This window comes from Mesorhizobium sp. CNPSo 4671, from assembly GCF_057784245.1.
In genome coordinates this window covers 768,669-795,198 of record NZ_JBWLUW010000003.1, presented here as the reverse complement: position 1 = coordinate 795,198, position 26,530 = coordinate 768,669, and the positions used below count along the sequence as shown (strand labels likewise).

The following is a 26,530-nucleotide window of genomic DNA, read 5'->3' as shown; positions in this document are numbered from 1 at the left end:
CCATGCAGCGTTTCACCGTCGAGTTGCTGCGCAACGGCAAAGCTGTAGAGCGTGCCGAGGTTCAGGCAGAAAATCCTGTTGAGGCAGCGAAGACGTGGGGACCAGTAACGATCCCGTACGGCGAGGAGCCAGACATTGGCGAATGGATCAGGGTATGGCCCTCCGACGGCAACACGACAACTTGGTTTGAGGCCGATCGTTGAGAGTTCGAAGGACGAGGCGATGACATGCGGATGGTTAAAAGCGACGCATCAGCTATCGGCAGGACGAGTTTCAAGCGGAGACCCCTGATGCAGGCTGATCGGGCGCCAGCGTAGATGATCCCAACGTAAGCCTTCGGCCCAGCCAAATGCCACCCTGCTCGAAAACGCGCTCGGAGAATGCAGCGAGCGGAACCGTTACCAGGAGCACGATGCTTCCAACGGCAAGACCGGTCAATAGGGGATGCGTCGGGTATACACCGAGAGGGGCCGCGATCGACCAGGCGACAAACAACCAAAGGACGTTGAGCAGATAAAGGCTATAGCTGATACGCCCCAAAAACACGACTGGATGCCAGTTTAGGAACCGTATAACGGCCAGCTGCGGCGACCCGTAGTAGACGGCCCCGACAATCCCCCCGCTTATCACGGTCTGCCCAATCGCGCTCTGAACGCCACCCAAGTTGGTCACGGCCCGCAGGCCAAAGTAGGCTACCAGGAGAAAAATGAGCGCGGGTCCAGTCGCGTCAGCGAAGAAAGGTTTCAGACGCTTATCTGCAACAAGCATGCCTACCATGAAAGCCGACAGCCAGCTATGTAGGTTGGGAGCCCAGAGCACCATCTCTGGATTGCCAAATGCAAAAACCGAGTAAACCACGCAAGTGAGCACGGCAAATGCACCGAAGAATCGCCCAATAAAAAACGCGGCGAGGATGAACGGCACGGCTAGAATCTCTGCCTGGATGGTGCCTGAAGGGCCGTGCCAGCTGATTTTGAAAAGCAACGCATTCAACAGCGGGTCGGCTAGATTTGGAGCTGGAAAGCCTGGCCAACCCATTTGCTGGTAGAAAATAGCCAGAACTAGAAAGCACGCCATGCAGAAGAACATGGCGGGATATAGCCTACAAAGCCGCCGCACGATAAAATTCGCAACGACAACGCCCGGACTGCCGACGCTTCGCTCGAGCGAAAGTCGAAGTACAAAGCCGCTCAACACAAAAAAGAGTATAACTGCACTGTTCCCGTTAATCAGTGCAAGCATCACCTTCGTCACGACGTCCCCAGCCGTATTCATTTGCTGTATTGGAGGCATCAGAACCTTGTTAATCAGAATTTGGTGATAGAGGATGGCGTGATAGAAAATTACTGACGTCGCAGCTATGCCCCGCAGACCATCAAGACCATTGTTCCGATATTGATCAGTTGCTTCCACCATGTCCTAGCCGTATCGTTCGAGCTGGAGTACGGGCTGGCCCACCCCTGCGGGCAAAATCGCCTATGATCGTCATCGCCTGTCGCCGGCTAACAGACTGCGCGACTTCGACAAGGCATCAGCTACCGATATGTAACTGCTGGTGTGCCCTCTCCTACCCTCGTCCTTTTTCTGAATACAAATTGGCCAAGTCGGATGAACGGACGTTCAACATGCGTCTCACATAGGGCTGAAAGCGGGACGGTGACCGAGGCGACAATCAGGCCGAACGCTAGGCCGAATATGACATAGTGATCGGCAATCAAACTGGAGCCCATAACCCCCTTAAAGAGAGGCAGCAGCGCTGTTATCACAACAGGATGAATTAAATATAGGCCGTAACTGATACGCCCGAGGAATTGCAGCATAGGGTGGTCAAGAGCATTGCGCTCTTCCGAACTATAGAACACCACAGCGACCGCCAAAAATGACAGGACTAGCAGCGCCATGAGCGCCCTAATATCGGATAACGGGAAAAGAAAACGGACGCCAACGAGTGACAAAAGCGCCAAATAGGCTGTCCATGTCGGCAATCCACCTATGTCATCTCCGGTCAGGACTGCGGGGATCAACATACCGAGCGCGAATGACGGAATGGCCGCATTAAGGAGAGTTGGTGCGAAGGGCGCCCCAAGGAAAAGGCAGCTTACAGACCAGAATAAAAACAGCAACGGGACTACATTTCCCAGGAGCGCCCAACCAAACGCGACAAGCAGAATCAATGGCACCATCAGCATTTCAGACTGCAGCGTCCATGTCGCTCCGTTCACGGAGTTGGCTAAGAGCAAGCAATTGTCGACAATCTGTCCAAACGTGAAACCTTCTGCGCGGATTGGGAGAAGCCAACTCAACACGCCAAAGCAGGCTACCGTCACAACCATAGCAGGATAGATCCTCAGCACTCGTCGGCCGACGAATCTGACTATCAGCGCGAAATCGAATTTTGCTTCTCTCTGCAGTGAGGCCATCAGAACAGAGCCGCTCAAAATGAAGAACAAGTTTACGGCTACGCCACCTGCAAAAAACGACAACCACGCCCTTCCGACGAGATCAGTCGCCGCAACAGATGTTAGTGGAACGTTGAGGACCTGCGCGGAAAGGTTACCATTGGAACTGTGGATGCAATGGTGAAAAAGGACGCTGACCGAGGCGATACCACGCATGCTATCGAGCCGATGGTTACGTGGCGACACTAAGCACCTCCAAGCATGTTTCGAGTGCGAAACCGCGCCCGTCGTCACGACCTATTTGATCGGACGCGCGGGTGTCCCCACATAGGTGCCCGCTATATCGATATTGTCGGTTACCGTCGCACCTGCGCCAATGATCACATTGTCACAGATCGTCACTCCGTCGATCACAATTGCACCGGCGCCCACAAATACATTTGAGCCAATCCGAGCCCGACCAGCGACCGTTGCATTGACGGAGACGTGAGAAAATTCCTTCACTTCGCATTCGTGCTCGATGATTGCGCCTGTGTTGACAATGACGCCGCGACCCACGCAGGCCCCGGGTCCAACATGCGCGTGGTGGGCAACAAGCGTCCCTTCGCCTATCTCAGCCAGGGTGCCAATCGTCGACTTGGGCGAGATGAGGGTGGCGATCGGCGGGATCGGATCGCTCCAGACGGCTTTGCGCCCGAGATTGTCGCCCATGGCCGGGAACAAGAACCAGTCATTGCCTAGATCGGATGGCAAGTCGCTGATTACCGGAAAACCAGCGAAACTCTCATTGGGTCGGGCGTTGCCATCGACAAAAAGCAGTTTCTTGACTCCAATGCTAAGCGCAACATCAGCCACGGAGCGCGAATGACCTCCGAACCCCAAAACGCAAATGCTGCTGTGAGCCGGTTGCTTCATGCCGGCGCTGTCAGCGGAACGCGCGTTGCCATTTCATCTAGGATGGCTATGTGCTCATCCACCACGTCGTGCCAAGACCGCTTGGAAAGCACATCGTCATAGAACCTGCGTTGCTGAGTATAGAGGCCATCCCGGTGGTTCAGCGCCCATTCGATTTTGTCAGCTACGGCTCGCCAGTCATATGGATCGAAGAGGGAGGCCTCGCAGAGTGCCGAATCCGTCAATATCTCGCGGGTAACTTCGATATTACCCATTATCACGGGCGTTCCGACCGATAGCGCCTCTGTGAACGTAAAGGGCATTCCGCCCTCGGAAAGACTAGGATTCACCGCCAGGTCCGCCAAACTGTAGCAAGCGGAGAGTTCAGGTTCGGTAAGAGCATGAAGGCAGAGCACGTCCGCGCCCAATTTTCGCTCATCCAGGAATACCTTCACGCTTTCGTAGTCCCCGCGGCCGGTGAGGATCAGCTTGTGGCCGATACGTCGATTCCGCAACAGCCACTCGTACGCACGCAGCAACGTCAGGACGTTCTTTGATGGACGGAATTGGCTTGCATAAAACAGGAACTTCACCTCGGGATTTCCAAAGGTGCTGCCATAACCAATGTTACTCGCCTTTCGAATCGCTCCAAGCAACAAGGACTTTGCGTACGTTCGGCTGGTTGCGTCATTGTCAGGGAAGCCGGTGACCTTTATTGGCCCGCTCAAATCATTTGGCGCATGGTGGATGATTCGAACGGCCATCGGATCGATCCCGAACCTCTGGACGAGAGTGTCGCGCTTGATGTGCTCGCTATAGGTCACGAAATTCTTGCTTGCGCGAAGGGTGCTGGCGACCGTTTGATAAGAATGAAACATGGGGTCGCCGATTTCGGAAAACCCGGCCGGAAACTCTGTCATGACAACGTCAGGCACGCACGTCAGAACAGGTGCTTTCAGTTCGTTCACATTTGGCCAAAAGGCTGCCGGCGTGTACCAAGCAGCAATGTCCCCACAGGCATTTCCAGCCTCGATCATCAAAGCCGTCTCGCGGGCGATCATACCCTCGTACAACCGGAAAGGAATGTTAGAGGGCAGGGCAATTGGGAGCCTTTTTAGAACCCGCCAAATCCGCCTGGGAGCCTGCTTGAGCCCGCGAAATGTAATACCCGCGGTTTTGCGGGCAAGGCGGATTGCGAGAAGTGCCATCGCTGCGGGCAACGCCAGCAGCGCGGCGTAGGCAAGCCAACCGAAGAGCGCAGGAAAGCTCCGAGCACTCGCAATGCGCTCCTTTAGCCATTCAGCGTGCGCGACCGCAGCAGGGTATATGCGACTAACAAACCACCCAGACCTTCTCTGCTTTTTCTCAAGCGTTTTCGGTCGCCGTAAGAACTTATGCAATCGCAAAAGTGCGGGGGGCCGAGACGGCCCCAAAAGGGCGTACGAATGTTCTTGGATGCCGGCTTCCACACATAAGTCGAGGAGTGCGGGTCGCGACCAGCTAGGGCATAGCACCGAAAAATGGCAATCGCCTTTCGCTGTTGCTGCCTTTAGAAACGCCGCCAAATATCGGCCGAGGCCTTCGGTCCGAAGATCCATATTTGGGGGGTAAGCAATAAAAATTCCGTATTTCTTCATATGAGCTCACGCACAACTTTCCAGTACGCGGAAGCCAGACGGTCGATGGACTGGGTGGCGAGTTTTTCGGCGGCGACAACTGCTCGCTCTTTTTCGACCAAATTGACCTCCATCGCATGGAGTTGAGCAGCCATATTGTCAGCGTTTCTCTGATCCATAAAATTCAAGCCGAGCTTGAACTGCTCTTCTATCTCCCGCATGGCAGGGTAATCGCTCGAAAGCGAGGGTACACCAAAATGGGCAGCTTCAATGACACTGAATGTTCCATTGTCCAATTCAGCCGGATGCCAAAGAAACGCTGCGGAAGACAGTTTTTGCCGGTAAGAGGCCTCCGAGAGTTCCCCCACAAATTTGACCTTCTGCCTTAGAACTCGGCTACCCGCGATGGTGCGAGCAAGCCCCTGGAGATGCTGCAACTGGCTCTTGACGATCCCGTCGGTGCCGACCCCCGTCACATGGCATTCAAGCCGCCCGCCATAAATCTCATAATAGAGCTGCAAGGCTTCGAGAGCACGCAAATGGTTTTTGTGCTCTCCCAAGTTGGTAGTCCACAAAAAATGGCTCTTCTCGCCATCCCGGTTACGAACAGCATTTCCCGGTTCCGGCGACAACATTGGCACCTTTGTAACTCGGCTCGTTTTGACTCCAGCGTACTGAAGGGCGTCCTGACGCGCAAATTCTGTGGTTACAAGGATATGGTCTGCGCTGCGGTTGTTGACGAGGATCTGCTCTTCTAAATCCGTGACCCGAAAATGGCGCTGTAAATAATCGAATACCATCAATATCCTGGGGCGCAGGGGCAAAAGAGGCAGGGAAAACCGATCCGAAACGACCACCCACAGATCGCAATCGACAAGCTCTTGTATCCCGTCCTCCATTACGAGGTATTTCGCAAACTCCGGCTCCCACTCAGAGTGCCCCGCATATCGCATTGCGCGTAGTGCTTCGGCCGCGTCAATGGCGCGCCACCGAAACGACCTAATGTTGATCGAGCCACGCAAATCCGCCCAGTCGTTCGAAGAGTAGATCGATGGATCGTCGAGGTGAACCAGCACCACTTCCGCCGGTTCCCCGGCCTGTATGCCTCCTATAGAAATCGCCGTAGCCAACAGCTTTGCGGCACGAAGAGTCCCACCTCGATAGCCCACAGGGATGATGACTGCTATGCGTCTCTTGCGATCGATATTTGGACGCGGGTTGCTAGCCTGCAAACGTCCGGCAACCGCAGAAAGATTGTTGCGCCAAACTTGCTCGAGACGATCGGTTTTCATAGCATCAAGCAGCTTGGTTTGACTTGCCCTGATCTCGTCGGCCAAGCGGGCGTCGCCTTGCAACAGCTTCAGCAATTTTTGTCTGGCCTCAGTTACAGAGCGAACCCGACCAGGAAGATGCTCGCCCCCGAGCCTGTCGAGCATTCCGCCAGCCATGAAAACGAGAGGCATCCCCGCGCGAACAGCTTCGAAGGGGTGAAAGTGGACATGACGCGGCTCAGTTGAATGGTAGAACATCGCTCGCAGGTCCCGCATGTTGCGTTCATGCGCCTCGTTCGAGACAAACCCGAGCACGTTTGGATCTTTCACCGCAATTGGTTGACTCCCACCAATTACATAGGGCAATCCAGCGAAATCGCGTTTAAAATCATCATAGATCTTTTTGTAGTACGGATTGAATCCCAAGTCTGGACAAACGAAAAATATGCGCTTGTCGTCTCCATTCCATTGATCGTTGATCTTGGCAGATGGGAGTCCCAAAGGAAGGTAAACAGCTCGCTTGCGAATAAATTCGTCTTCAACTTCACTTAGTCCTTTGTACGCCTCCCCGAACCAAAAACGATCTCCCATATCTTCGAGATTTCTTACTCCCCCAGTGAAATATTTACGGATCCTCGAATACGTCAGTGTGCGATCGAGGCCGTAGGCACGCCAGACAGCTGTTCCCGTAAAGTGGCGAGATATGCCTTCAAGCGTCTCTCGTGACTGAACGATAAAGAAAATAAGCGAAAAGTGACGATTGGCGATGGACCAAACTTCCTTGCCCGGATCTCCATACCAATCGGCGGCATTGAGGATAGCCAAATCCCGGGGCGGAATTGACAGATGCTGGTCCTCTGAGAAGTCAACCGACGCGCTCCGGAAGCTCGGATCGGCGGGATAATTCTTGGGGAGAAATATCTCATTGAACCCACAGGCCTTGAGCACTGGTATCTCAAACCGACGTGCGGCACCGTGGTTCAATAGCCACATAACGCGGGGCATTTTTCCAGTCATCGGACGACACCGCACCGTATTCTTCCAGCAATCGTCACCGTCGGGAAACTCCTCGGATTCTCTTGTCGAACAGCCTGCAGCCGAACTCGTACAGTTCAAAATCATTCGAATTCAGGGTGCGCAGACGTGCCAATGCAATCGGTGACAATTCGGATGTGGCCTTGTTCGACCTATTTTCGCTCCCGGTAGAAACAGCGTAGGGAACTGTGTTCGCGAAGTGCGATCTGAACAATTGGATTGACTCTTCAAAGCGTTCAACGATGCCGAAAAAGCTGAAGGTCTCTTCTAGATTCCGCTTCGCACTATTGAGCATGCCTGGAACGTCGGGTTGGTCTGCCAAATACCGAGTTTGCACGTCCCTGATATGTCCCTCGATGTAGAGGTTTTCTGACATAACGAACTCTTCAAGGGTTGACGTTTGGGAGAAGCGCACAGCTTCAATTTGGTAGGGCTGCATTGCCTTCAACCACTCGTCGGTCAAATTGCTCGGAGTTGACCACGATTTCCACTGCGAAATTGCTCGGGCCAATGGATGCCGGAGAAAAGTCAGGTAGGTAAATTTCCTCCCGGTCCCTTTCAGCAGGAAGTAGTCGTAGTGCCCCCAGTAGAGCCTGAATGGGCTGCTAGCATCCCGCGTGGCCGCCATATCCCCCATAAAGGGTGGGGCAATCTGCGAGGGATCGCCGATATTTGTCATTAGATATTCGACGAATGAAGTCCCAGCCGTCTTCGGGATGTGAACGAACGCCAGCGGATCCTTCGGATAGCGGACGTCTATCCGCGCAGGCTTGTATAGACGTTGCAATATGCGCTGCATCATGGGTGATTGTCTTCGGAGTACGGGGTCGCCAGTCTCTGCCTGTCGCAAATTAGCTCGCGCTGCGGCGTTCGCCGCCGAGTCGCGCGTTCATGGTTCGCCAAGATCGCCACTTCAGGCTTATCTCTTAGGCGTTTCACGGTTGACTCCCAATAGCTCAAAGCTGACCGCGTCAGATTACTCAAAAAACGAACGCACCCCGGCGCAAATCCGACCGACCTGCTCCGCAGTTAAGCCGGGATAACTTGGAAGGTTGATTCCGCGAACGCTGAGGCTCGCGCCCACCGGGAGGTCTCCCTCTGCTAGGCAATGAGGCATTCGGTGGGCTTGCGAAAAGAAAGGACGAGTTTCTATGCCCCGTTCGATGAGATGCTCCCGGAGCGGGTCCCGCACTTGCGGTCGATCGACTATTACCGAACACATCCAATGAGAATGTACAACGTCCCCCACAGGATCGTGCGTCCGGAGTGGTAGGCCTTGCAATTCAGCGCGATAAGCGTCGGCCAGTCTGCGCTTCATTGCGAGAATGCTTGGAGCTATTTCGATCTGTGCGAGACCAATTGCCGCCTCAATGTTCGTCATGCGGTAGTTATAGGCTAATATGTCGTGCCAATATTCGCGGCTTTGCGAAACCCCCTGGTTCTTAAGCCTACGGCAACGCACCACCACGTCAGGATCGCGCGCTAGCACCATGCCGCCTTCCCCCGTAGTGATTGTTTTGTTGCCGAAAAAACTAAAGGTGGCCGCATCACCGAATGTCCCCACATGCTGCCCGTTCCACCGGGAACCGAAAGCTTCCGCGCAGTCTTCTATCAGAAGAAGTCCGCATTCTTGGCAAAGGGCGACGATTGGGTCCATCTCGCACGGATGGCCATAGAGATGAACGGCCATTACCGCTTTGGTTTGGGGAGTAATCGCTTTTCGAATCGCGGAAGGATCCATCTGCAGTGTAGATTCGAGCGAATCGACAAAGACGGGCCTCGCTCCGGCTTGCAGAATTGTGTTCACCGACGCGATATAGGTGAAACTTGGCACGATGACGTCGTCGCCGGGCCCTATCCCCAGTGCCACCAGCGCCAGGTGAATAGCTACGGTACCGTTAGCGACACTTATTGCGTCATCCGCGCCGACAAATTCTGCAAATGCCGTCTCGAACTTCGCTATGAATCCGCCCCGGGACGAAATCCAACCCGTAGAGAGGCATTCGTTCACATAGCGAGATACATTCCCGGCCAAATAAGGCTCATATACCGGAATACGGCCTATGTCGGCATCCGCTAACATAGCTTGTGCTAGCGTGTTGTTCATCCGAATACTGTCTCCCGCTTCCGCCTAATATTGACAGCGGTAAAGCCGTAACCGCATTGGCACAAGGTAAATCACCTATCTTGCACAATAATTGGGCTGGGTGCCCATCTTTTGCCCCCTCGGAACCCGCCGCCCCATTCACGGCAGCGGCGGGCGCCCCTAGGGATCGCGGGACTTGCTGGAGCGTTGGAACCCCTGCCGCGCAGCAAAACATGCTGATGCCGATCATGGCGCCTGTGGTGCGCCCCTGTCTGACGAGATCATCAAGTCTGAACGAGGTCATCTAGTCTCAATAGAGCAAGCCCATGTGACTCTCTTGTATAGTGCACTAGGCAGCCTCACATGAATGGTCTCTCGACATGCTGTCAGGCAGTCTCGCATAATGGTGTCACATGAACGCCAATGGGAGATCTATGTCACATGTCCACGTCAGCATCAGTCGGCTACGCCCGCACCTCCACCACGGACCAAAAGGCAGGCCTTGAATCCCAGCTCCGCGACCTTGAGCAAGCCGGATGCACTAAGGTTTTCCGTGAGGAGATTTCCTCAGTGGCGACTTATCGTCCACAGCTTGCCGCCGTCCTCGAATGGGTACGCGAGGGTGACACATTGATTATCACGAAGCTTGACCGGCTAGCTCGCTCTGTGGCCGACCTCGTGTCAATCACAGCGGCCTTGAAAGCAAAGGGGGTAGGCCTTCGCATCCTAGCAATGAACCTCGACACCGCCACTTCCACGGGAAAACTGATGTTGAACTTGCTGGGCTCAATCGCAGAGTTCGAACGGGAGCTAATGCTTGAGAGGCAACGCGAGGGGATCGCAAGGGCAAAGACAAACGGCAAGTACGCTGGACGCCAGCCCACGGCCCGTGCAAAGGCATTGGACGTGTTGAAGATGCGGGCGGAGGGGAAATCTGTTAGCGATACTGTGGCTGCACTGGGGATCAGCAGGGCCAGTGTTTTTCGGATACTCGCGGAACACGCCGAGGCAACGCCTGCAAGCTAGTCTATTCAAAAAGCAGTAGTGCGGTTGCCAAAAACCCGAGGGCAAATGTTGTCGCCATTGAATATGCGAGCATTCCAATGGCGATATAGGCGTCACTGCCAGATGGCAAATGGCTGCCAATGGCACCTGTAGCCAAAAACCGGCATGCTACCGCTAGCCCGATCAACGCTCCGATCGCTAGGTTCTTGATGACAAAAGCTACCAGTTGAGGCATCGTATCCTCTCTCAAAAGCGATACAGAACGGGTTATCGCCCGGCTGGTGGTCACTGGATGCCAATAAACTCCAAACCTTGGATCTGGTTGCTCCTCACCATCGATTTTCCGTGTTGTGCGGTTTTCAAAGCTACACCGACCGCGCTGGTGAAGTCGCTGTTGAACAACATCAAAACGGCAACGACTGGCGACGGCGAAAGGCCGAACGTGTGAGGCAGGGGCGCGAAGGCTATGCGGTCTTACTGGCTCTCCTTCACGCACGGTTCTTCGAGTCAACGACCGTTATTGTTGAACCTGAGTCCTGCCCCGTCCTGTCGTTCGAGACCTTAACCTGCGCGACATGGTTTGACCTGCAAGCGGCCTTCTCCCAGGCCGCCAAGGCCCCGCCTGGCAGCACGTACGGATCCTGTTAGATCCGTGTCGAGAACAGATTCATGAGATCGTCTCGCGCTACTCTGACAGCCCGGCCGCACGCAGCGCACCACCAAGGCATTCCGCGAGCGCTGGAGCACAGTTCACGCCCGCAAACTGGCGGCTGTAACGGAACGTTGGTTGCAGTTCGAGCACCCGCGCGGCAGCTGCCCTCGCTTCTTCCAACCGGCCGAGTTTGGCAAGGGCAGCGGCCAATTGCACATAAGTGATGCTGTGTGCGGGATTTCCCTGAACGGACTTGTAAGCGGCGCGACGGGCTTCCTCGTAGCGGCCGCGCAGCAAATGACTCATCGCCTGTGCGTCGAAAGCGGCGAAGGCCCAAGGGTCAAATGGGCTTAGCCGCATGCCTCGTTCGCTCCACTCGATGGCTCGCTCTGCTTCTCCGCTCCATCCGAGGACGACGCTGCCGAGGATGTAGGTCAGCGCCGATGACGGGCTGATCGCGAGCGCGGCTTCCATTGCAGTCAAAGCAGCACTGCGGTCATGACCATCCATGCCGAGGGAAAATCCAGCGAGAGTTAATGCTGACGCATCGTCCTGTCCATGGAGGATGGCGGAGCGGGCATAGCGGATTGAAGCGGCACGGTTGGCTTCCAGCATGCCGGCGCGGAGGAAGAGGCAATGGTGGCACATCGCAGCGTTGCCGTGCGCCAGCGCATAGGCCGGATCGAGTTCGATGGCGCGTTCGAGCAGCACGAGCGCTCGCGTCACCCGCTCTGGCATTCCGGAATCAACGTCAAGCTGGGCCCGAAGCACAAGGTCATAAGCATCCAGGTTATCGGGACGCCTGCGCTTCACCCTGTCGATTTCGGCACGCCGCAGGCTCGGTGCGATTGCGCCGACGGCCGAAATGGCGATCTCATCCTGAAGCGCGAAGATATCGTCGGAGCTGCGGTCATACCGCTCGGCCCATACATGAGCGCCGGTCGATGCATCGATCATCTGGCCGGTCACGCGCACGTGGCCGCCGGCTCTCCGCACGCTGCCTTCGAGTACATACCGGACGCCAAGCTCGCGACCGAACTGTTTCACGTCCACGACGCGGCCCTTGTAGGTAAAGGTCGAATTTCGCGCGATGACGAGCAGCCAGTTGATGCGCGCCAGGCCGGTGATGATATCGTCAACCATCCCGTCGGCGAAATAATCCTGATCCGGATCGCCGCTTAGGTTTGAGAACGGCAAAACCGCAATCGAGGGCTTGTCCGGCAACGCCAGCTTTGCCGGTGGTGCGGCGTCTGCTGCCGGATCACGGCCACCGGCTGTGACCGCCGGCCCGACATAGCGATAGCCGCGTCGCGGCAGCGTTTCGATCCAGCATGCGCCGCCCGCCAACTGCTCAAAGAGCCGCCGCACTGCCGCAATCTGGACCGTCAGGTTGCTGTCCTCTATGGCCTGTCTGGGCCACGCCGCCTCGATCAGCGTTTCCTTCGGAACCGGCGCGCCCGCCTGTTCCACAAGCAGCGCGAGCAGCGCGACCGCCCGCTGGCCGAGTGGCGTCGGCTCGGCGCCGTGGAATAGAATTCCGGCATCGGTGTCGAGGCGAAATGGGCCAAATGCAACGGTTGTCGGCATTGCCGAAGAAGATACCGTTTGTGAATTTTTCGCAACGATTTCGGAACGGCTTCACGACTCGCCGAAACGGGGAGCGCATCTTGCGCCCGTGCTTGCGGAAGTAGCACCGAGCCGATGGAGGATCAGATGAGCGTCGCTCCCGTCATTCGCATGCCCGAAGAGAACAAGGGGGTCATGCTACGTGGCTATCCAATGGTGTTCCTCGTCACTGGCGAGGATACGAAACACACGAGTATGTTCGACTGGACGATCCCGGCCGGATTCGCCACCGGCCTTCATGTGCATCGCGTGCAAGAGGAAACCTTCTACGTGCTTGAGGGCGAATGCGTGTGGCATGTTGGGAACAAGACGATCCACGCGACCCCAGGTACTTTCCTGTTCATTCCACCGGGGGTGCCGCACAATATCACCAATATCAGCGAAAAGCGCGCGCGGGTGCTGATGACCGTCTCTCCGCCTGGGCATGAGCACTATTTCGAAGAACTTGCCAAGTTGGCTGCACACGGCTCTCCGGATCCGAAAGCGCTTGCCGACTTGCGGGACCGTTACGACACTGACCAGTTCTCGACCCTGACAACAAAAGCGTAGGCTTTGATTTGCGGTATCGGGTTATGGCGCAACGCCGCGCATCGTCGACACCAAGCACGGCAGCACCGGGTCACGACGAAAAGTCTGCGGTGATGGCGCCCCGCAGTCATCGCTCGCTACCGCCGACAGCTGAGCGAACGGACGCTTGGCAACTGGCGCTGCATGCGCATCGGGCCATCGTTCCTCAAAATCGACAAAAGCAATCCTCTGCCCGAGCAGCAAGCTCGATCGCTGGGACAAATCGCTCCTCGTTGTCTGCGGGCCCACACGTAAACTACCGCTCGAAAAGGCGTCTCCACCGGAGTAGCATGGAGGCCGTTCAGCCGTCCCAGGTGGCGCTAGCGAGAAAAGATGAGCGTTCGGAATCCGTGGTTGATCGGGACCTCGGGGTACTGAGCAAATGCGACCATTACCAAGCGTGGACGATCATAAGTGGTCACTCGGCACACACCCCAGTTAACGACCCCTGCCCGCCAAGATTGGCACACAAGCATTTGATAAATCTGATGATTCCGTCCTTGGTGTGTTGATGCACAATGATCCCGCTGCATACCCGTCGGGCATGCTGGACCATGCTGGGTCACGCTATAGTCAAGATTCCCTTTGAAATGCGTGGCGTGAGCCTCTCTGTCGCGCGTGCCAAACTGGTGCGCGACGGGTGCTAGAAAGCAAAAGGAGCTAGTTGCGCTGCGAGGGCGCCCTTGGGAACGAAATGCGCCCTTCCCTGCACCCAAAATTCAATGCGGATTTTCACGCCCCGCCTGCGATCGCGACGACTGAAATGGGGCCGCTTCCGTCGTGCGCCGAGGATCAGTTTGCTGCCGTTAAGCGACAGGTGACTTCAACCACCGCTTCCGACGCTGCCGAGCCGCATAGCGCCGGATCGACCCAAAAGCCTATTCATTCAAGTTGCTGCGGGCCGCAAGGCAACAGCGGCGCAACGGCTTTCAATGAAGGCGCGCCGTTGTCTTATGGAAAGCTCACATCCTATCCAAAACCAGAGGCAATTGCCTGGGCGCGAATGTCCCCCGCGTGCGAAGGCGGTCGCCGAGTTGCTCGACCATGTGCCCCTCGTCAAAGCTGTAGCATGCGCTCACGACGTTCCTGGCAGAATGGTCCGAGGAGCAGTTTCCGCTTTACGCGTATCATCCGTCACGCCATCACCCGCCAGCCAGGCGATGATATCCAGCGGCTGAGGCGCCGATTGCATCGGCCGTTCGATGCATGGCGTGAGCGGCGCCCCGTCGGCTCGTATGACTGATATGCAACACCATCATGCGAGGCGGCAAGCATTTTTCCAGCGGACAGCCAGGGCCGTGCGGCAAGAATGCCACGCACTATGCCGCCGCGATCCATTGAACAAAATCCAGAAAAGCCCGCACTCTTGCCGGCGGCATGTAGCCACTCGTCGAGGCGGCGGTAGAGTTCGCCAAGCAGGACCAAGTCCAACCAGGGTGGGCTCGCCGGACAGTCAAGGCTTGAGAGCGGGGCGAGACCCCATCAGACTTTCGAAAATCTGGTAAGCCAGTCGAAACGGCTCGATTCACGAAGCTGAGCCAGCGATATCGCAGCCGCGCTGCCGGCGCGTAGAGGTTACTCGAAGGATCGACCAAGCATGCGCATCGTCGACATCAGGGAGAAGACGGTCTCGATCGCCTCCCCCATCGCCAACGCCTAGATCGATTTCTCGAAGATGACTTGCCCGGCCGTCGCCGTGATCACCGACGTCGTGCGTGACGGCAAGCCGGTGGTTGGCTACGGTTTCAACTCGAATGGCCGCTATGGGCAGGGCGCGCTGATGCGCGACCGCTTTCTCGCGCGCGTCCTTGAGGCTGATCCCGAAACGCTGATCGACCATGAGAACGACAACCTGCTGCTTTGAATGGTGGGGAGCCAGCATCCGGCTTGAAAGTTGGAAAACGGCCCGGGATCAAGGTGCGCATGTCTCCGCGTGCATGATGGGAAAAGCGCGCGAATACAACAAAGTACCACGGTTCTGGTCGGATCAGTTCAATATGACCCTACAAGTCGTAGGACTTTTCGATATGACCAGCACCATTTACCAACGGCCGAGTTCACCCGATAAAAGGATAGTGTTTCAACTCGCGCTCGATAGTGGTATTTCTGCGGTCGCCGGCATCGTCCGCCAAAACGAAATTGCCGGTGATATAGCTGTACTCGAAAGGCTTATCGAGCGCAGGGCGTCACCCTCGATCGAAGTTCTGCTCGATCCAGAAATCAAGCTCAAGGCTCTTCTAAGAACGAGCTGAATAGCCTTAGAGACTGGCGGCGACAGCATCCTGTTCGCCTGGTGGCATTGTGAACCCCGGCGTCAACGTTGCATTTTCCGCTTTGCCCCAGCAGCATCGCCATTGGGTTCAAGGATGGATTTGTCGAGCATCATGTGGACGCCCTTGTTGCCATCGACCAGCTGCGTGATGCGTCGGAAATGAACTCAAAACTGGATAAAAACTGGGCGCAAGGTCACGCAGATTGGAGCCTCAGGTGGCGGATCCAAAACGTTTCATGGTTCCTCGTCCTTGCGTTGTCGTGGTGGCAGCTTCAGGGCAATTGTCTTTTTCGGCCAGCCACACGCTAAGCAGGCTGCCCGGCGGCCTCCAGGATGAGGTTCGTGATCTCGTCGGGGTGGGAGATCAACGACAGGTGACTTGACTTCACTTCGATGGTTTTCGCGCCCATGCGTTTGGCCATGAAGCGTTCGAGATCGGGGTTGATTGTCCGGTCTTCCGTTGAAACGGCGTAGAAACTTGGCTTCGAGCGCCAAGCCGCCTGTGTGGTCTTGCCGATGAGCAGCGCCTTGTGGAATGGTTCCTGGATCGCATAGAGCACTTTCGCCTTCTCTTCCGGCAGGTCCCCAGCGAAATCGCGCAGGAAAGCGGCCTCGCTCAAGCGCCCTTCATCACCGTCGAAGATGATGCCGGCGGACGCGGGTGGTGTCGGAAATGTCTTGGCCAACGCCGTGTAATCCTCGCCCGCGTCCGGCGCCCGCGCCGCCACATAGACGAGCGCCGAGACGTTGGGATGCATGCCTGCTTCCGTGACAATCATCCCGGAAAAGGAATGCCCGACCAGAACGGTCGGGCCATCCTGCCTCGCCAACACGCGCTGCGCGGAGGCGACCGCTTCGGGTAACGTCGTGAGGGGGTTCTGCACGGCGGCGACATTGAGTCCCGTCGCCTGCAGTCGCGCGATCACCTCGGACCAGCAGGAGCCGTCAGCGAACAAACCGTGCACGAGAACGATGTTGCGCGCCTTCACGGGCGCGGCCGGGGTCGCGGCCATTCCGCGCGTAACGATGAGCGAAGCGACGGCGGCGGCAACCGCCGTGGTCGAGAAGGTACGCCTGTTGATCATGAGCTGTCTTCCTTTCATTGCATGAGTTCCTGGCAAAATTCCCGCGGTGTCATTACAGTGACGGCGGGATCACCATCGAAAGGCGATCCGCCCGGATCAGGCGGGCGCCCCACTTGCGAGTTCCGCCAAGGCGCGAAGCTTTGCGTCCAGCATGATTGCCGCGGCGGACACGTCATCGTTGCCGAGCCGGCTCATCAGAGACGATGGCAAATCATATGCCAAACGCACCTGGCCGGTTGCCGTCTGAAAGATCAGGACCCTCACCGGAACATTCAGGCCTACACCCGGGTCATGCGTGATCATGGTCTTGGCCACCATCGGGTTGCCGATGATGTAAGATCGAATCTTGGCGTTCTCACCCACCCTGGCCATCCAGGCGCCATGGTCGTTCGTCAGGAAGCGCATGAAGCCGCTTCGACCTTCATAGGCCCGGATGCGGGACTCGAAGTCGGCTGGGCTGGTCGCCGCGGCGACTTCGCGCGCAATGATGGTGGGGTCCCCGAAGTCACCGAGTTCGGCCTCGAAGGCGGCGACGACGTCCTCAAAGGAACGCCGGCTTACATGCTCACAGTGCTGAACGGTAAAGCTGTCGATCATGGATGCCTCCTCTTGGCTTGCTGGTAGCCCCCTGGCCGACCGGGATCTGTTCGGCGTCGGCCAGGGGCAGTTCGACATGGCTGCGCTACTCTTCACTTCGCGGTCGCTGCCGCGGCCTTTTCGATGAGATTGGCCACAACTGATGGATGAGAGACCATCACGACATGGGAAGCGCCTTTCACGACGAGGGCTTCTTTCGCACCCGCGCGCTGCGCCATGAAGGCATGTGCAGCCGGCGGGATGACCTTGTCGGCGCTGCCATAAACGAACCAGGACGGAATGGACTTCCACGCCGGTGCGTCGGACGCTCCCTTGAGTGCCGCATCCGTCACGGGACGCTGTATCGCCGCCATGAGCTTGACCTGCTTCTCAGGAACGTCCGCGGCGAATACAGGCCCGAACTTGTCCTGTTGGACGTAGAGGTCGTGCGCGCCGTCGGCCACGGCAATCGGCTGGGCCAACGCGCCCGGGAGAATGCTTCCCGGGAATTTTCCCGTAAGGTCGAAGGCGCTCTCGCCGGCTTCCGGAGCATAGGCCGCCACATAGACCAGGGCTCTGACATTGTCGGCGCTCATCGCGGCATTCGTGATGATCGAGCCTCCATAGGAGTGGCCGACCATGACCACCGGCCCTTTGATGTTTTTGACAATGCCGGAGACATAGTCCGAGTCGCTCTTGAGGCTGCGCAGCGGGTTGGCAGCGGCGATGACCGTATATCCGTCGGCCTGAAGCTTGGAGACTACACCACCCCAGCTGGATGAGTCTGCCAGCGCACCGTGGACCAGGACAATGGTGGGCTTCGTCGATTCGAGCGTGGCAGCCGAAGCTGTACCCACTGGCATGATCAACATGCCGATGGCGCCGAGAGCCAGGAGCGCGGCAAATGCCGCCTGCGTAAAATGAGCTATGAGTTTCATGGACAGGTTCCTCTGATTTGAAGGATGGGATTAAAATCGATGTTGACGGGCGATTGCCCTGCTCGCCTGCTCGCCAATGATGACGCTGGGCGCCATGGTGTTAGCCAGAGGAACGCGGGGCATCACGGAGGCGTCGGCGACACGGAGTCGATCGACGCCGTAGACTTTGAGGCGACTGTCCACGACGGACATGTCGTCCTGCCCCATCTTGGCTGTGCAGCTCTGGTGCCAAATGGTCGTAACGCCATCGCGGATAAAGTCATCCATGGCGGCGGAGGTGAATGCCGTCGGCATGATTTCGCGCTTCACAAAGCCCTTAAGCGCCTGGGAGTTGCCAACCTCCCGCGCAAGCTCCACGCACCGCCGCAACGCGGTCAGGTCAGCCGGATCGGATAGGATTTGTGAATCGATCTGGATCGGATCGTCGGGTTTGGCACCGGTCAGGCGCAGACGCCCCACGCTGTGCGGGCGCAGCAGCGCCGGAAAGATCCCCCAGGATCCGGCCGGGATGGTGTAGCGCCCAGCGAGCTCGGGGGTCACGACGGGAAATTGGATCTGAAGCAATTGGATATCGGGGCTGTCCAACTCCGGCGCGCTCTTCGCAAAAATGGTGGCTTCGCCTCCGTTGCCATGGGGAGGCAGCGGCTCCGGATATTCCCAGACGCAGCTTGAGACCATGATGTGGTCCTGGAAGTTGGCGCCCACTCCAGGAAGGTGTTGGATCACCGGGATGTCCAATGATGCCAGCGCTTCAGCGTCGCCAATGCCGGACTGCATCAATACCTTGGGGGTCTGGATGGCACCCAGGGACAGAACCACCTCACGCGAGGCGAGGAAACGGTGGCTCCGACCGTTAAGAGTGCAGTCCACGCCGATCGCCGCGCCCCGTTCGATGATCACGCGCGTGACCAAGGTTCCCGGCAGTACTGTCAGGTTCGGCTGGTTCATCAGCGGGAAGGTGTAGGAACGGAAGATCGACTGCCGCCGGCCGTCGCGAATGCGCAGGTTGAAGTAGGAAGCGCCGCCAGGCCCTTCCATCATAGAGCCGTTCACATCGTCGAAGACAGGGATGCCAAGTTCGGTGGCTGCGTCGAGCATCGCGGCCGCGACGGGGTTCGGCTCGATCGGGGGCGTGATATAAAGGAGGCCATTCCGCCCGCGGCGGACCGGGTCTGGCGTGCCCTGCCAATTTTCGATTTCGCGATAGATGCCCAGAACCGATTCATAGTTCCAGGCAGGATCGCCAGCCTGATCGGCAAAATAATCCCAGTCGCTCTTGTGGCCGCGAGCCCAGAGCATGACGTTGATGCTCGATCCGCCCCCCAACACCTTGCCCATGCTCATCGGGATGGCGCGCCCGTTGAGGTGTGAATTGGGCAACGCCGTGTAACCCCAGTCGCGCGCGCTGCCCAGATTCAGCGGCCACGCCGCCGCCATCTCCACCTCGGGAGCGATGTCGCTCCCCCCGGCTTCTATCAGCAGCACAGAGACGTCCGGATTTTCCGCCAGACGCCGCGCCACGACCGAACCGGACGAGCCGGATCCACACACGATGAAGTCGTAGGTCGCTCGAAGCGATGCGCGAAGTCGAAGCTGGTTTTCTTCCACCTCGCGGGCGAACTCCGCGTCGAGACTTTCATGAGATGATGTTTTGCTCATGTTTCACTCCAAAAAAGGATTTCCGCGCCCGTCTGCGCCGTACGATCCGGTAATGTGGTGGCTCGGCCAAGCGCTGGCGCTCTCGCCTAGGCGTCCAGAAAGGTGCGGACGTGACTCACGAACAGCGCGTGGTGTTGGAAGAGAGCACCATGGCCGGAGTCGGGATACAGGAGCAGCTGAGCGTTGCTCATAGCCTTGAACATCGCGTAGGCGTTGTCCGCCGGCAGCATGGTGTCGTCGCTGCCGCTGACCACGAGGGCTGGGTGGGTGATGGCACGCAAGATGGCATGTTCGCGATCGGGCGTGGCGCACCAGGTGATCAGCGCCTTGGCCTGCGGATCGGTTACGGCGCTGCCGCTGTCGGTGTCTCGATCTTCCTTGCGGGCATAGACACGGTTCAGAAATGCTTTGCCGGCCGCCTGGCTGTCGGCCGATCGAGTGAAGAACAGCGGCAGCCGCGGATCCGGCGTTTCGGTTCGTGAGAAGGCATCCTTGAGAACCGCCAGCAGGTGCTCTTCACCCCCCTGCGGCGCGGTGCCGACGAGGATCAGCTTGCGGACCAGAGGGGCGTGCTCGGCCGCCACCAGCTGTGCAACGCAACCGCCGAGGGAATAGCCGAGCAGGTCGACTTTCGAGAAACCGAGCAGCTCGATGAAGGTGACGGCGTCGCGAGCCATGTCCGCAATGTTGTCGGGGGTTTGGCCCGTCGAGCGGCCAACGCCGGCGTTGTCGAAGGCGATCACGGGACGATCAGTCGCCAGGGCGTTCACGACGGCGGGGTCCCACGCATCAATGTTGCCTGAGAAGTGCTGCAGAAGAACCAGCGGCGTTCCGGTCGATGGGCCGAGCTGACGATAGGCGAAACGGATGCCTTTGCCTTCGACGTAACGGGTGGGCGCTGTCTCCAGCGTTGCGACCTCGCGGTTCGCGGTCGTGAGTTCGTTCATGTCACCCTCCAGGCGCTCTGAGAAAACCGTCCGTTCAGATCGGCAGGCAAGGGATGGCACGACGGCAAATGGATCGCATGTTAGGAGGCGTAAGACGGTGCAAAGCCTTGTTACCTGAGTGGCTGGAATGATCGAGCGTAGGTGGGTGGGGCAACCGGACCTATCTAAAGCGTCTGTGATGCGACGTTCTTGAGCGCCCTGACTGGTCCGATCCCGAAGGCGGTGACGCTCTCGTAGCGTGGATCGACACCCTCGAGTGTGGCGCCGTAGATGGTGGGCCCGCCTGCTTGTCCTGCACCGGGGCAGCCCGGGCTTCCGGTTGCCTATCTCAACAATCCTGATCCCTGGAGCGCCAAGGCGGCGCGCCCCAGGGACGCTCAGAGCAGCTACAGGGCTTTCATCAGATGCCGAACTGATTTCGCAAAATGATGAGCTGAATGATTTTGTTGCCGCAGGATGAGAAATAGAAGACCAAGACTAGCGGATTCGGTAGCCCGCGCTTGTCGAACAACCCGTCCACATGGGCAGTGACGATCGAATGTCCATAGTGCTGGACGGCCTTGACGACCTTCAGCGTCAACCGCTCGCCGATGATGTCACGAGCGGCCCAAGCAGCGATCGCTTCCCTGCCCCAGTAGTCAACAAGCTGATCATTGACCAAGGCGTCATCCGCGAATGTCTCCAACAGCGCGTCGAGATCATAAAGATTTCCCGCTCGGATGTAGGCGGCCACAGGCGGCGGCAGTCCGGCAATCATCACATCAGCAGGGTCCGTCCGGGCCCCGGGATCTCGCTGCTTGTCAGCCAATGATTTATCCTCCCTCGACTCTACCGAAATAGAGCCTGAGATGGCCGAGGAGCACGCGTTATCTGTTGCTAAATGCCGTTATTGCCGGTCAGGCCGGTCCGCTCGCATATCCATGACAGTGACGTGCCGTCCGAGTTCCGCCAGGAGCTGACCTGCAAGCACCAAGTCGGTTGTCTGGAACCCCTCCCCAAACCGCCGATAGCTGGTCTCCAGCAGGTCAGCGGCGTCCGTGGATTTGCCTTGGCTGGACCACAGTCGGGCAAGCCTGGTAGCCGACCGCAGCTCAAGGCTGATGGCCGATTGCTCCTTTGCTTGCTGCAGGGAGAGTTGGAACGCCCGCTCCGCAGCCACGGGGTCAGCGGGCGTCGTATGGAGCCATATCTCCCCACGGACTCTCAGCAACTCGGGTGCATTCAAGATTTCGCCGAAGGCCTCGCTGAGGACCAAGCCTGTTTCGACCCCCGCCGCAGCTTCATCAACCTCTCCCGCGTTCATGAGTCCTTCGGCTAGAGCCACATGAAAGGCCGGCGTCAGGGAGCGATGTTTCGCTGCCTGCAGCACTTCGAGAGCACGCCGCAAAAGCGCCACCCCTTCCGCCGGATTGCCGCGCGCTACGGATAGTTCGCCGCTCAGCGCCATACCGACCGTATGGTAGGGGCCAAGTGAATGTCGCGCAGCGTGAGCAATGAGGCGTCGGATAAGCTGCTCCGCCTCATCGAGGTCGCCGCGCCAGAGAAACACGGTTGCCGCAAAGATCAAAGTCATACACAGATTGACCGGGTGATCGCGCTTGGTCGCCACTTCGATCGCCCACCGCGCGGTCTTTGCCGCACGATCCGGAAACCCGATCAGCCAGTAGCAGCGCGCTAGCGCAACCAGCGCGCGAATCTCATGATCGTAGCCAAAGAAGGCGACCCGCGCGCCACCCGCAGACTCAGCTTTTATCAAGCCGCGCTCGCAGTGGCGCCGAGCGCCTATCAGGTCTCCAATAAAGTGGTAGGCCACACCCAACATCGACTCTCCCGCGGCGATCACGCCAGGCGAGCCGGTAGACTGGGTGATTGCGATGCTGCCTTGCGCGACAGCGAGAGCGCCCCGGAAATCGCCGATCCGGGTCAGGAAGATACAAAGGCCGGCCCGAAGGTGCGTTTGATACTCTTTGTCGCCCCGTGCATCGGCCAAGCTCAGCGCATCCTCGATGGCTCTCCGCACTTCGTCGCCATTGCCTCGGGTCAGCATCACCGAAGCTGCCAGGAACGCCTGCAGCGTCAGGTGGGTCGCGCTCCCTTCGTCGCCTTCGGGCAATGCAGCGAGTCCCTGTTCGCACCAGCGAAGGCATTCGACGAACAAGGAAAGATCAAAGAACAATGGCGCCGCTGCCGCTGCCAGCCGCACGCCGACCGCTGCTTCGCCGGCGCCGGAAAAGCCCCATTCCAGGGCCGCGCGAATATTGCTCACGTACGGCCCGGCAAACGCCACGTCTTCGATGGTGATTGCAACCCCCTTGCCTGCGCGGCTCGAAAGATATTGTGCGTAGTAGAGGGCATGTTGTTTGGCGACGGCGTTTGCGTCGCCAGTTTGTGCCAGCTTTTCGGCCGCATACGCCAGGGTCGGGTCAAGCAACCGATGGTGCGCGGCGCCATCGATCGGTGCGAGCCAGATCAGCGATTTGTCGACCAAGCTGGCGATCGCGTCCGCAACCTCCATTCCATCCAGTTGGCCGTCGGCCGCAACGGCCTGGGCTGCCTCCAGCGTGAACAGGCCAACGAATTTCGAAAGGCGGCCGAGCACGCGCCGGTCCCGGTCGGACAAGAGATTGAAGCTCCAGTCCAGCATCGCGGCCAGTGTTTTGTGGCGGGGCGGAGCGCTTCGGCGACCCTGCCAATAGAGTCTGAAGCGATTGTTCAGAAGGTCGGCGACACCCCGGAGCCCATAGGCGCCGACCCGGCTGCCTGCGAGTTCGATGGCAAGCGCTATGCCGTCCAGTCGGCTGCAGATGGCCGCCACGGTGGGCGCATCGGCGTCTGTCAACTCGCAGCTGTGGCCGCTGGCGAAAGCGCGCTCCATGAACAACTGTACCGCGGGTGCAGCCAGGGCTTCGGCCGCAGTCAAGTCGTCCCTGGCTGTCGGATAATCCAGCGGCGCCAGCAGGTGGATATGCTCGCCCTCCACGCGCAACGGCTCGCGGCTGGTTGCGAGGATGTGAACCTGCGGCGCCTCGCGGTGGAGATACTCTGTCAGCAAGGCCGCCGCGTCGATGACATGCTCGCAGTTGTCGAGGACCAGCAGAAGCCGGCGCCCTGCCAGAAAGGCTAGGAGACCGGGCAGAGGATCTTGTGCCTGTACGAAGACACCCAGCACAGCGGCCACAGCGCAGGGAACAAGTGCAGCGTCCGTGACGGCGCCGAGATCAACGAAATAAACACCATCGTCGAACTCGTCGAGAAGGGTATGAGCGACGGAGATGGCCACGGTTGTCTTGCCCATGCCGCCCGGACCCACCACGCTGACGAAACGCCGCGAGATAAGCAACATCGACAACGCCTCGACGGCGCCGTCACGGCCGATCATGCGCGCCAAGCGCGCCGGAAGCTTGTGCTTCGGAACCAGGTGAGGCTCGGATGGAAGCGACATCGGCGGCTGCGCTGCAGCGCGATCAACAGGTGCGACGAAACAATAACCACGCCCCGTCACGTTCGCGATGTACCTGCCACCGTTCTGGCCATCGCCCAGCACCTTACGCAGTTCCGCGATCGTCACCCTGAGGCTACCTTCGCCGACCACGACGTTCGGCCAGGCTCGGGCCATCAATTGGCGCTGCCCAACGACCTCACCGGCTGCCTCTGCGAGCGCGATGAGGACATCGATCGCTCGACTGCCGACATCGACCGCCTCCTCGCCCCTCAACAGGAGGCGCTGCGCCGGGATCAGGCGGTATGGTCCGAACGAGATGACGTCACCAGAAGCCATGGAGCCCTGACAAAAGAACAATCAAGCGTGCCGGCCCACATCCATCGGCCCGAAGTTTCCATCTGAATTACCCTTGCATTCGCGCTTTGTAAAATGTCGGTTTTTGTCGATCTCGAGCGCCCGCCCTAACGACGTACGACCGGGTGTTGGCTTCCGCACCTTATCCTCGCGACCCAGACACCATGATCATTCGTCAAGGACTGACGGATGTGAAGCGTAAATCGCCTTTACCATGATAGGTGAACGGTTAAGCGTTGCCGGGCTTGCCGATATCGAGCGGTTCGGCTCCGGTTTCGACGCGGATCGGTTCGGCGTCCTGCCCGAGGCCGCCAGTTCCATGGTACCCGCCGTCCATCCGCTCCGGACGCTGGCTTGAAAGATCAGATTTCGAAATCCGTGGCTGATCGGGACGTTAGAGTCCCTTGCAAATGTGATCATGCGCCAACGTGAAAGATCACAGGTAGTCACTCGACACCTGCCCCAGTTAACGGCACCACCTTCCGGAAGCTGGTCACAAGTGCTTGATAAATATGGCGAATATGGCAGTTGTAGCTTGATGCACAACCATCCTTCGGGCGATCCGACGCCGTCGCGCGCGGACATCGAGATGACGAAAGAGATCATCGAGGCGGGCAAACGGCTGGGCATCGCCGTGCACGACCACATCATCATCGGGCGCAAGGGATACGCGAGCATGAAGGGTTTGTTGCTGATCTAGGGCGTCGACCAATTCGCCTTTGCCGACAGGAAAGCAACAGCGTTTCTCGCGTCACGCATCCGACAAGGCTTTCGTCATCGACTTCCCACATTCCAGCGCGTTTCTGACCAATCGCTCGGCGACACTGGGCGGCAGCTAGGACCATGGTCTGGCCGACATGGGACTTCAGTAGCACAGCGACCTGGTGGTGTTTATTTTCATGAAATATCAAATAGTTACGCCACTAGCCATCATCGAGATCGCGCATTGCGACCGCATTTGTCTAAAGTTTACTCCGTACAATTAGGGGTTTCTCATATTACGTTTGCTCTAGCGGTGGGGCGGAGGCGGCGATTCCCCGAGGAGACACCATGACAAACCGAAAAACTCTGTTCGCGGCGCTTGCCGCATTGGCGCTTCTGGCGTCTCCGGCGCTCGCTGGAGCCGGCGGCAACGGGCACGGCGGCGGCAATGGGCACGGCGGTGGCAACGGCGGCGGCAATGCTGGCGGCAACGGCAATGCCGGCGGTAATGGCAACGGCAACAGCGGCGCGTCGCATGGCAAGTCTGCGTCGGCCCCAGGACATGTGTCCAAGGCGGAGTCGGACACGACAACCGACACCACGGTCGACACCACTCAGGTCGCGTCCGTGCCCAAGGAAAAGAACATCCATGCCAAGCTCGGCCGGCTGAACTCGCTGCAGCGCAACATCAACGCCTATATGAATTCCAAGAGCAAGAAGTTCGCTGCCATCCAGGCATTTGTGACGCAGTCGGCGAAAGCCAAGGTCGCCCAGGCCGCGGCAGACGAGGCAGCCGCCGCAGCCGCGGCCGCCCAAACCCAGTTGGATGCCCTGAATGCGCAGCTCACCGCGCTGCAGGCGGATCCGACCGCTACGCCTGAGCAGATCCAGGCTGTGCAAGACCAGATCACTGCTCAGCAGGCTGTTGTCGACGCCGATAACGCAGCGGCCGACGAGGCGGCGGCGGCGGCTACGGCGGCGACCGTCGGGACCGATCCGGCATCGCTCGATGCCGCGCTGGCTGACATGGCCAACAAGCCCGTCGACGCCGACGTCACGGCCTGGGCCGAGGGCGTCCTTGCCGGCAAGATCGACCAGATGGCCACCAAGATCGAAGCGGAGACGACACCTTAAGGCGTCGAGAAAAACTGCAGTATCCTGATTTATCCGAGACAATGCCGTCGGGTCCGCCCGGCGGCATAGCTGTTTCTGGCCGTAGCAGAAAAATGCCCCACGGCCATTTCGGGGCAACAGCTACTCGCTGAGTTGCAGGAAGGCGCTGAGATCAGCGTCCGATCCCGCGTTGCGGTTCGAACGAAATATGGAAATTTGAAAATCGTTCAATCCTGGAAAGAGCAATCCAGTCATCCCAGCCTGATTGGATCAATCTTCCAATGAACAGGT

At 58.3% G+C, this 26,530-nt stretch carries 21 protein-coding genes and 2 pseudogenes; 7 read left to right on the top strand and 16 right to left on the bottom strand.

The features are described from left to right. Positions 1–2 precede the first annotated feature (2 nt). Positions 3–203 (top strand): hypothetical protein, encoded by a 201-nt coding sequence (locus AC04SF_RS12020; protein WP_488477957.1) that lies wholly within the window; start codon positions 3–5, stop codon positions 201–203. A gap of 70 nt (positions 204–273) precedes the next feature. Here the strand turns inward: AC04SF_RS12020 and AC04SF_RS12015 are convergent, their stop codons facing one another. From AC04SF_RS12015 to AC04SF_RS11985, 7 genes are all read right to left on the bottom strand, one after another. Continuing rightward, entirely contained in the window at positions 274–1,416 is a 1,143-nt protein-coding gene (locus tag AC04SF_RS12015) for an acyltransferase family protein (protein WP_488477956.1), read from the bottom strand. Between the two features lie 119 nt (positions 1,417–1,535). Next, positions 1,536–2,645, bottom strand: a complete 1,110-nt coding sequence (locus AC04SF_RS12010) for an acyltransferase family protein (protein WP_488477955.1) — start codon at positions 2,643–2,645, stop codon at positions 1,536–1,538. A gap of 51 nt (positions 2,646–2,696) precedes the next feature. Next, positions 2,697–3,314 (bottom strand): NeuD/PglB/VioB family sugar acetyltransferase, encoded by a 618-nt coding sequence (locus tag AC04SF_RS12005; RefSeq protein ID WP_488477954.1) that lies wholly within the window; start codon positions 3,312–3,314, stop codon positions 2,697–2,699. Continuing rightward, the gene (locus tag AC04SF_RS12000) at positions 3,311–4,930 is read right to left on the bottom strand and encodes a glycosyltransferase (RefSeq protein WP_488477953.1); all 1,620 of its coding nucleotides are present in this window, start codon (positions 4,928–4,930) and stop codon (positions 3,311–3,313) included. Before AC04SF_RS12000 ends, AC04SF_RS12005 begins: the two co-directional genes overlap by 4 nt. Beyond that, a complete protein-coding gene (locus tag AC04SF_RS11995) occupies positions 4,927–7,197 on the bottom strand; it encodes a glycosyltransferase (protein WP_488477952.1) in 2,271 nt (756 codons plus the stop codon). The genes AC04SF_RS12000 and AC04SF_RS11995 overlap by 4 nt, the downstream gene beginning before the upstream one ends. Before the next feature lie 34 nt (positions 7,198–7,231). Continuing rightward, positions 7,232–8,017, bottom strand: a complete 786-nt coding sequence (locus tag AC04SF_RS11990) for a sulfotransferase family 2 domain-containing protein (RefSeq protein ID WP_488477951.1) — start codon at positions 8,015–8,017, stop codon at positions 7,232–7,234. A 174-nt stretch (positions 8,018–8,191) separates the two neighbouring features. Beyond that, positions 8,192–9,322 (bottom strand): DegT/DnrJ/EryC1/StrS family aminotransferase, encoded by a 1,131-nt coding sequence (locus AC04SF_RS11985; RefSeq protein ID WP_488477950.1) that lies wholly within the window; start codon positions 9,320–9,322, stop codon positions 8,192–8,194. Between the two features lie 420 nt (positions 9,323–9,742). Between AC04SF_RS11985 and AC04SF_RS11980 the strand changes: the two genes are divergently transcribed. Further along, positions 9,743–10,327, top strand: coding sequence for a recombinase family protein (locus AC04SF_RS11980; RefSeq protein WP_488477949.1), 585 nt, complete (start codon positions 9,743–9,745; stop codon positions 10,325–10,327). A gap of 1 nt (position 10,328) precedes the next feature. On the opposite strand, the gene AC04SF_RS11975 is transcribed toward AC04SF_RS11980, so the two are convergent. Both AC04SF_RS11975 and AC04SF_RS11970 read right to left on the bottom strand, forming a co-directional pair. Continuing rightward, on the bottom strand, positions 10,329–10,541 hold the full coding sequence (locus tag AC04SF_RS11975) for a hypothetical protein (protein ID WP_488477948.1): 213 nt from the start codon (positions 10,539–10,541) through the stop codon (positions 10,329–10,331). Between the two features lie 450 nt (positions 10,542–10,991). After that, positions 10,992–12,545, bottom strand: coding sequence for a winged helix-turn-helix domain-containing tetratricopeptide repeat protein (locus tag AC04SF_RS11970; RefSeq protein ID WP_488477947.1), 1,554 nt, complete (start codon positions 12,543–12,545; stop codon positions 10,992–10,994). A gap of 126 nt (positions 12,546–12,671) precedes the next feature. Between AC04SF_RS11970 and AC04SF_RS11965 the strand changes: the two genes are divergently transcribed. The 3 genes and pseudogenes from AC04SF_RS11965 (at position 12,672) to AC04SF_RS11955 (ending at position 15,403) form a co-directional block, all read left to right on the top strand. Further along, on the top strand, positions 12,672–13,133 hold the full coding sequence (locus tag AC04SF_RS11965) for a cupin domain-containing protein (RefSeq protein WP_488477946.1): 462 nt from the start codon (positions 12,672–12,674) through the stop codon (positions 13,131–13,133). Between the two features lie 1,615 nt (positions 13,134–14,748). Next, positions 14,749–15,006, top strand: a pseudogene (locus AC04SF_RS11960) (mandelate racemase); the annotation flags it as partial. Further along, on the top strand, positions 14,990–15,403 hold the full coding sequence (locus AC04SF_RS11955) for an oxidoreductase C-terminal domain-containing protein (protein WP_488477945.1): 414 nt from the start codon (positions 14,990–14,992) through the stop codon (positions 15,401–15,403). The pseudogene AC04SF_RS11960 and the gene AC04SF_RS11955, both read left to right, overlap by 17 nt. Positions 15,404–15,728: 325 nt before the next feature. Here AC04SF_RS11955 and AC04SF_RS11950 read toward each other — a convergent pair whose 3' ends face one another. The 7 genes from AC04SF_RS11950 to AC04SF_RS11920 all read right to left on the bottom strand — a co-directional run bounded on the left by AC04SF_RS11950 (position 15,729) and on the right by AC04SF_RS11920 (position 24,406). After that, entirely contained in the window at positions 15,729–16,508 is a 780-nt protein-coding gene (locus AC04SF_RS11950) for an alpha/beta hydrolase (RefSeq protein WP_488477944.1), read from the bottom strand. Positions 16,509–16,604: 96 nt separating this feature from the next. Beyond that, positions 16,605–17,105, bottom strand: coding sequence for a DUF302 domain-containing protein (locus AC04SF_RS11945; RefSeq protein WP_488477943.1), 501 nt, complete (start codon positions 17,103–17,105; stop codon positions 16,605–16,607). A gap of 92 nt (positions 17,106–17,197) precedes the next feature. Next, positions 17,198–18,022 (bottom strand): alpha/beta fold hydrolase, encoded by an 825-nt coding sequence (locus AC04SF_RS11940; protein WP_488477942.1) that lies wholly within the window; start codon positions 18,020–18,022, stop codon positions 17,198–17,200. 30 nt (positions 18,023–18,052) lie between these two features. Next, on the bottom strand, positions 18,053–19,681 hold the full coding sequence (locus AC04SF_RS11935; RefSeq protein WP_488477941.1) for a GMC family oxidoreductase: 1,629 nt from the start codon (positions 19,679–19,681) through the stop codon (positions 18,053–18,055). A gap of 86 nt (positions 19,682–19,767) precedes the next feature. After that, the gene (locus AC04SF_RS11930) at positions 19,768–20,628 is read right to left on the bottom strand and encodes an alpha/beta fold hydrolase (protein WP_488477940.1); all 861 of its coding nucleotides are present in this window, start codon (positions 20,626–20,628) and stop codon (positions 19,768–19,770) included. A 400-nt stretch (positions 20,629–21,028) separates the two neighbouring features. Continuing rightward, positions 21,029–21,436 carry a nuclear transport factor 2 family protein gene (locus AC04SF_RS11925; protein ID WP_488477939.1) on the bottom strand — a complete coding sequence of 136 codons (408 nt, stop codon included), beginning with the start codon at positions 21,434–21,436 and terminating at the stop codon, positions 21,029–21,031. A 78-nt stretch (positions 21,437–21,514) separates the two neighbouring features. After that, positions 21,515–24,406, bottom strand: coding sequence for an ATP-binding protein (locus AC04SF_RS11920; protein ID WP_488477938.1), 2,892 nt, complete (start codon positions 24,404–24,406; stop codon positions 21,515–21,517). A gap of 553 nt (positions 24,407–24,959) precedes the next feature. Between AC04SF_RS11920 and AC04SF_RS11915 the strand changes: the two are divergent. After that, positions 24,960–25,124 (top strand): annotated as a pseudogene (locus AC04SF_RS11915) (JAB domain-containing protein); the annotation flags it as partial. A gap of 350 nt (positions 25,125–25,474) precedes the next feature. Further along, on the top strand, positions 25,475–26,260 hold the full coding sequence (locus AC04SF_RS11910; protein ID WP_488477937.1) for a hypothetical protein: 786 nt from the start codon (positions 25,475–25,477) through the stop codon (positions 26,258–26,260). The last annotated feature ends 270 nt before the right edge of the window (positions 26,261–26,530 follow it).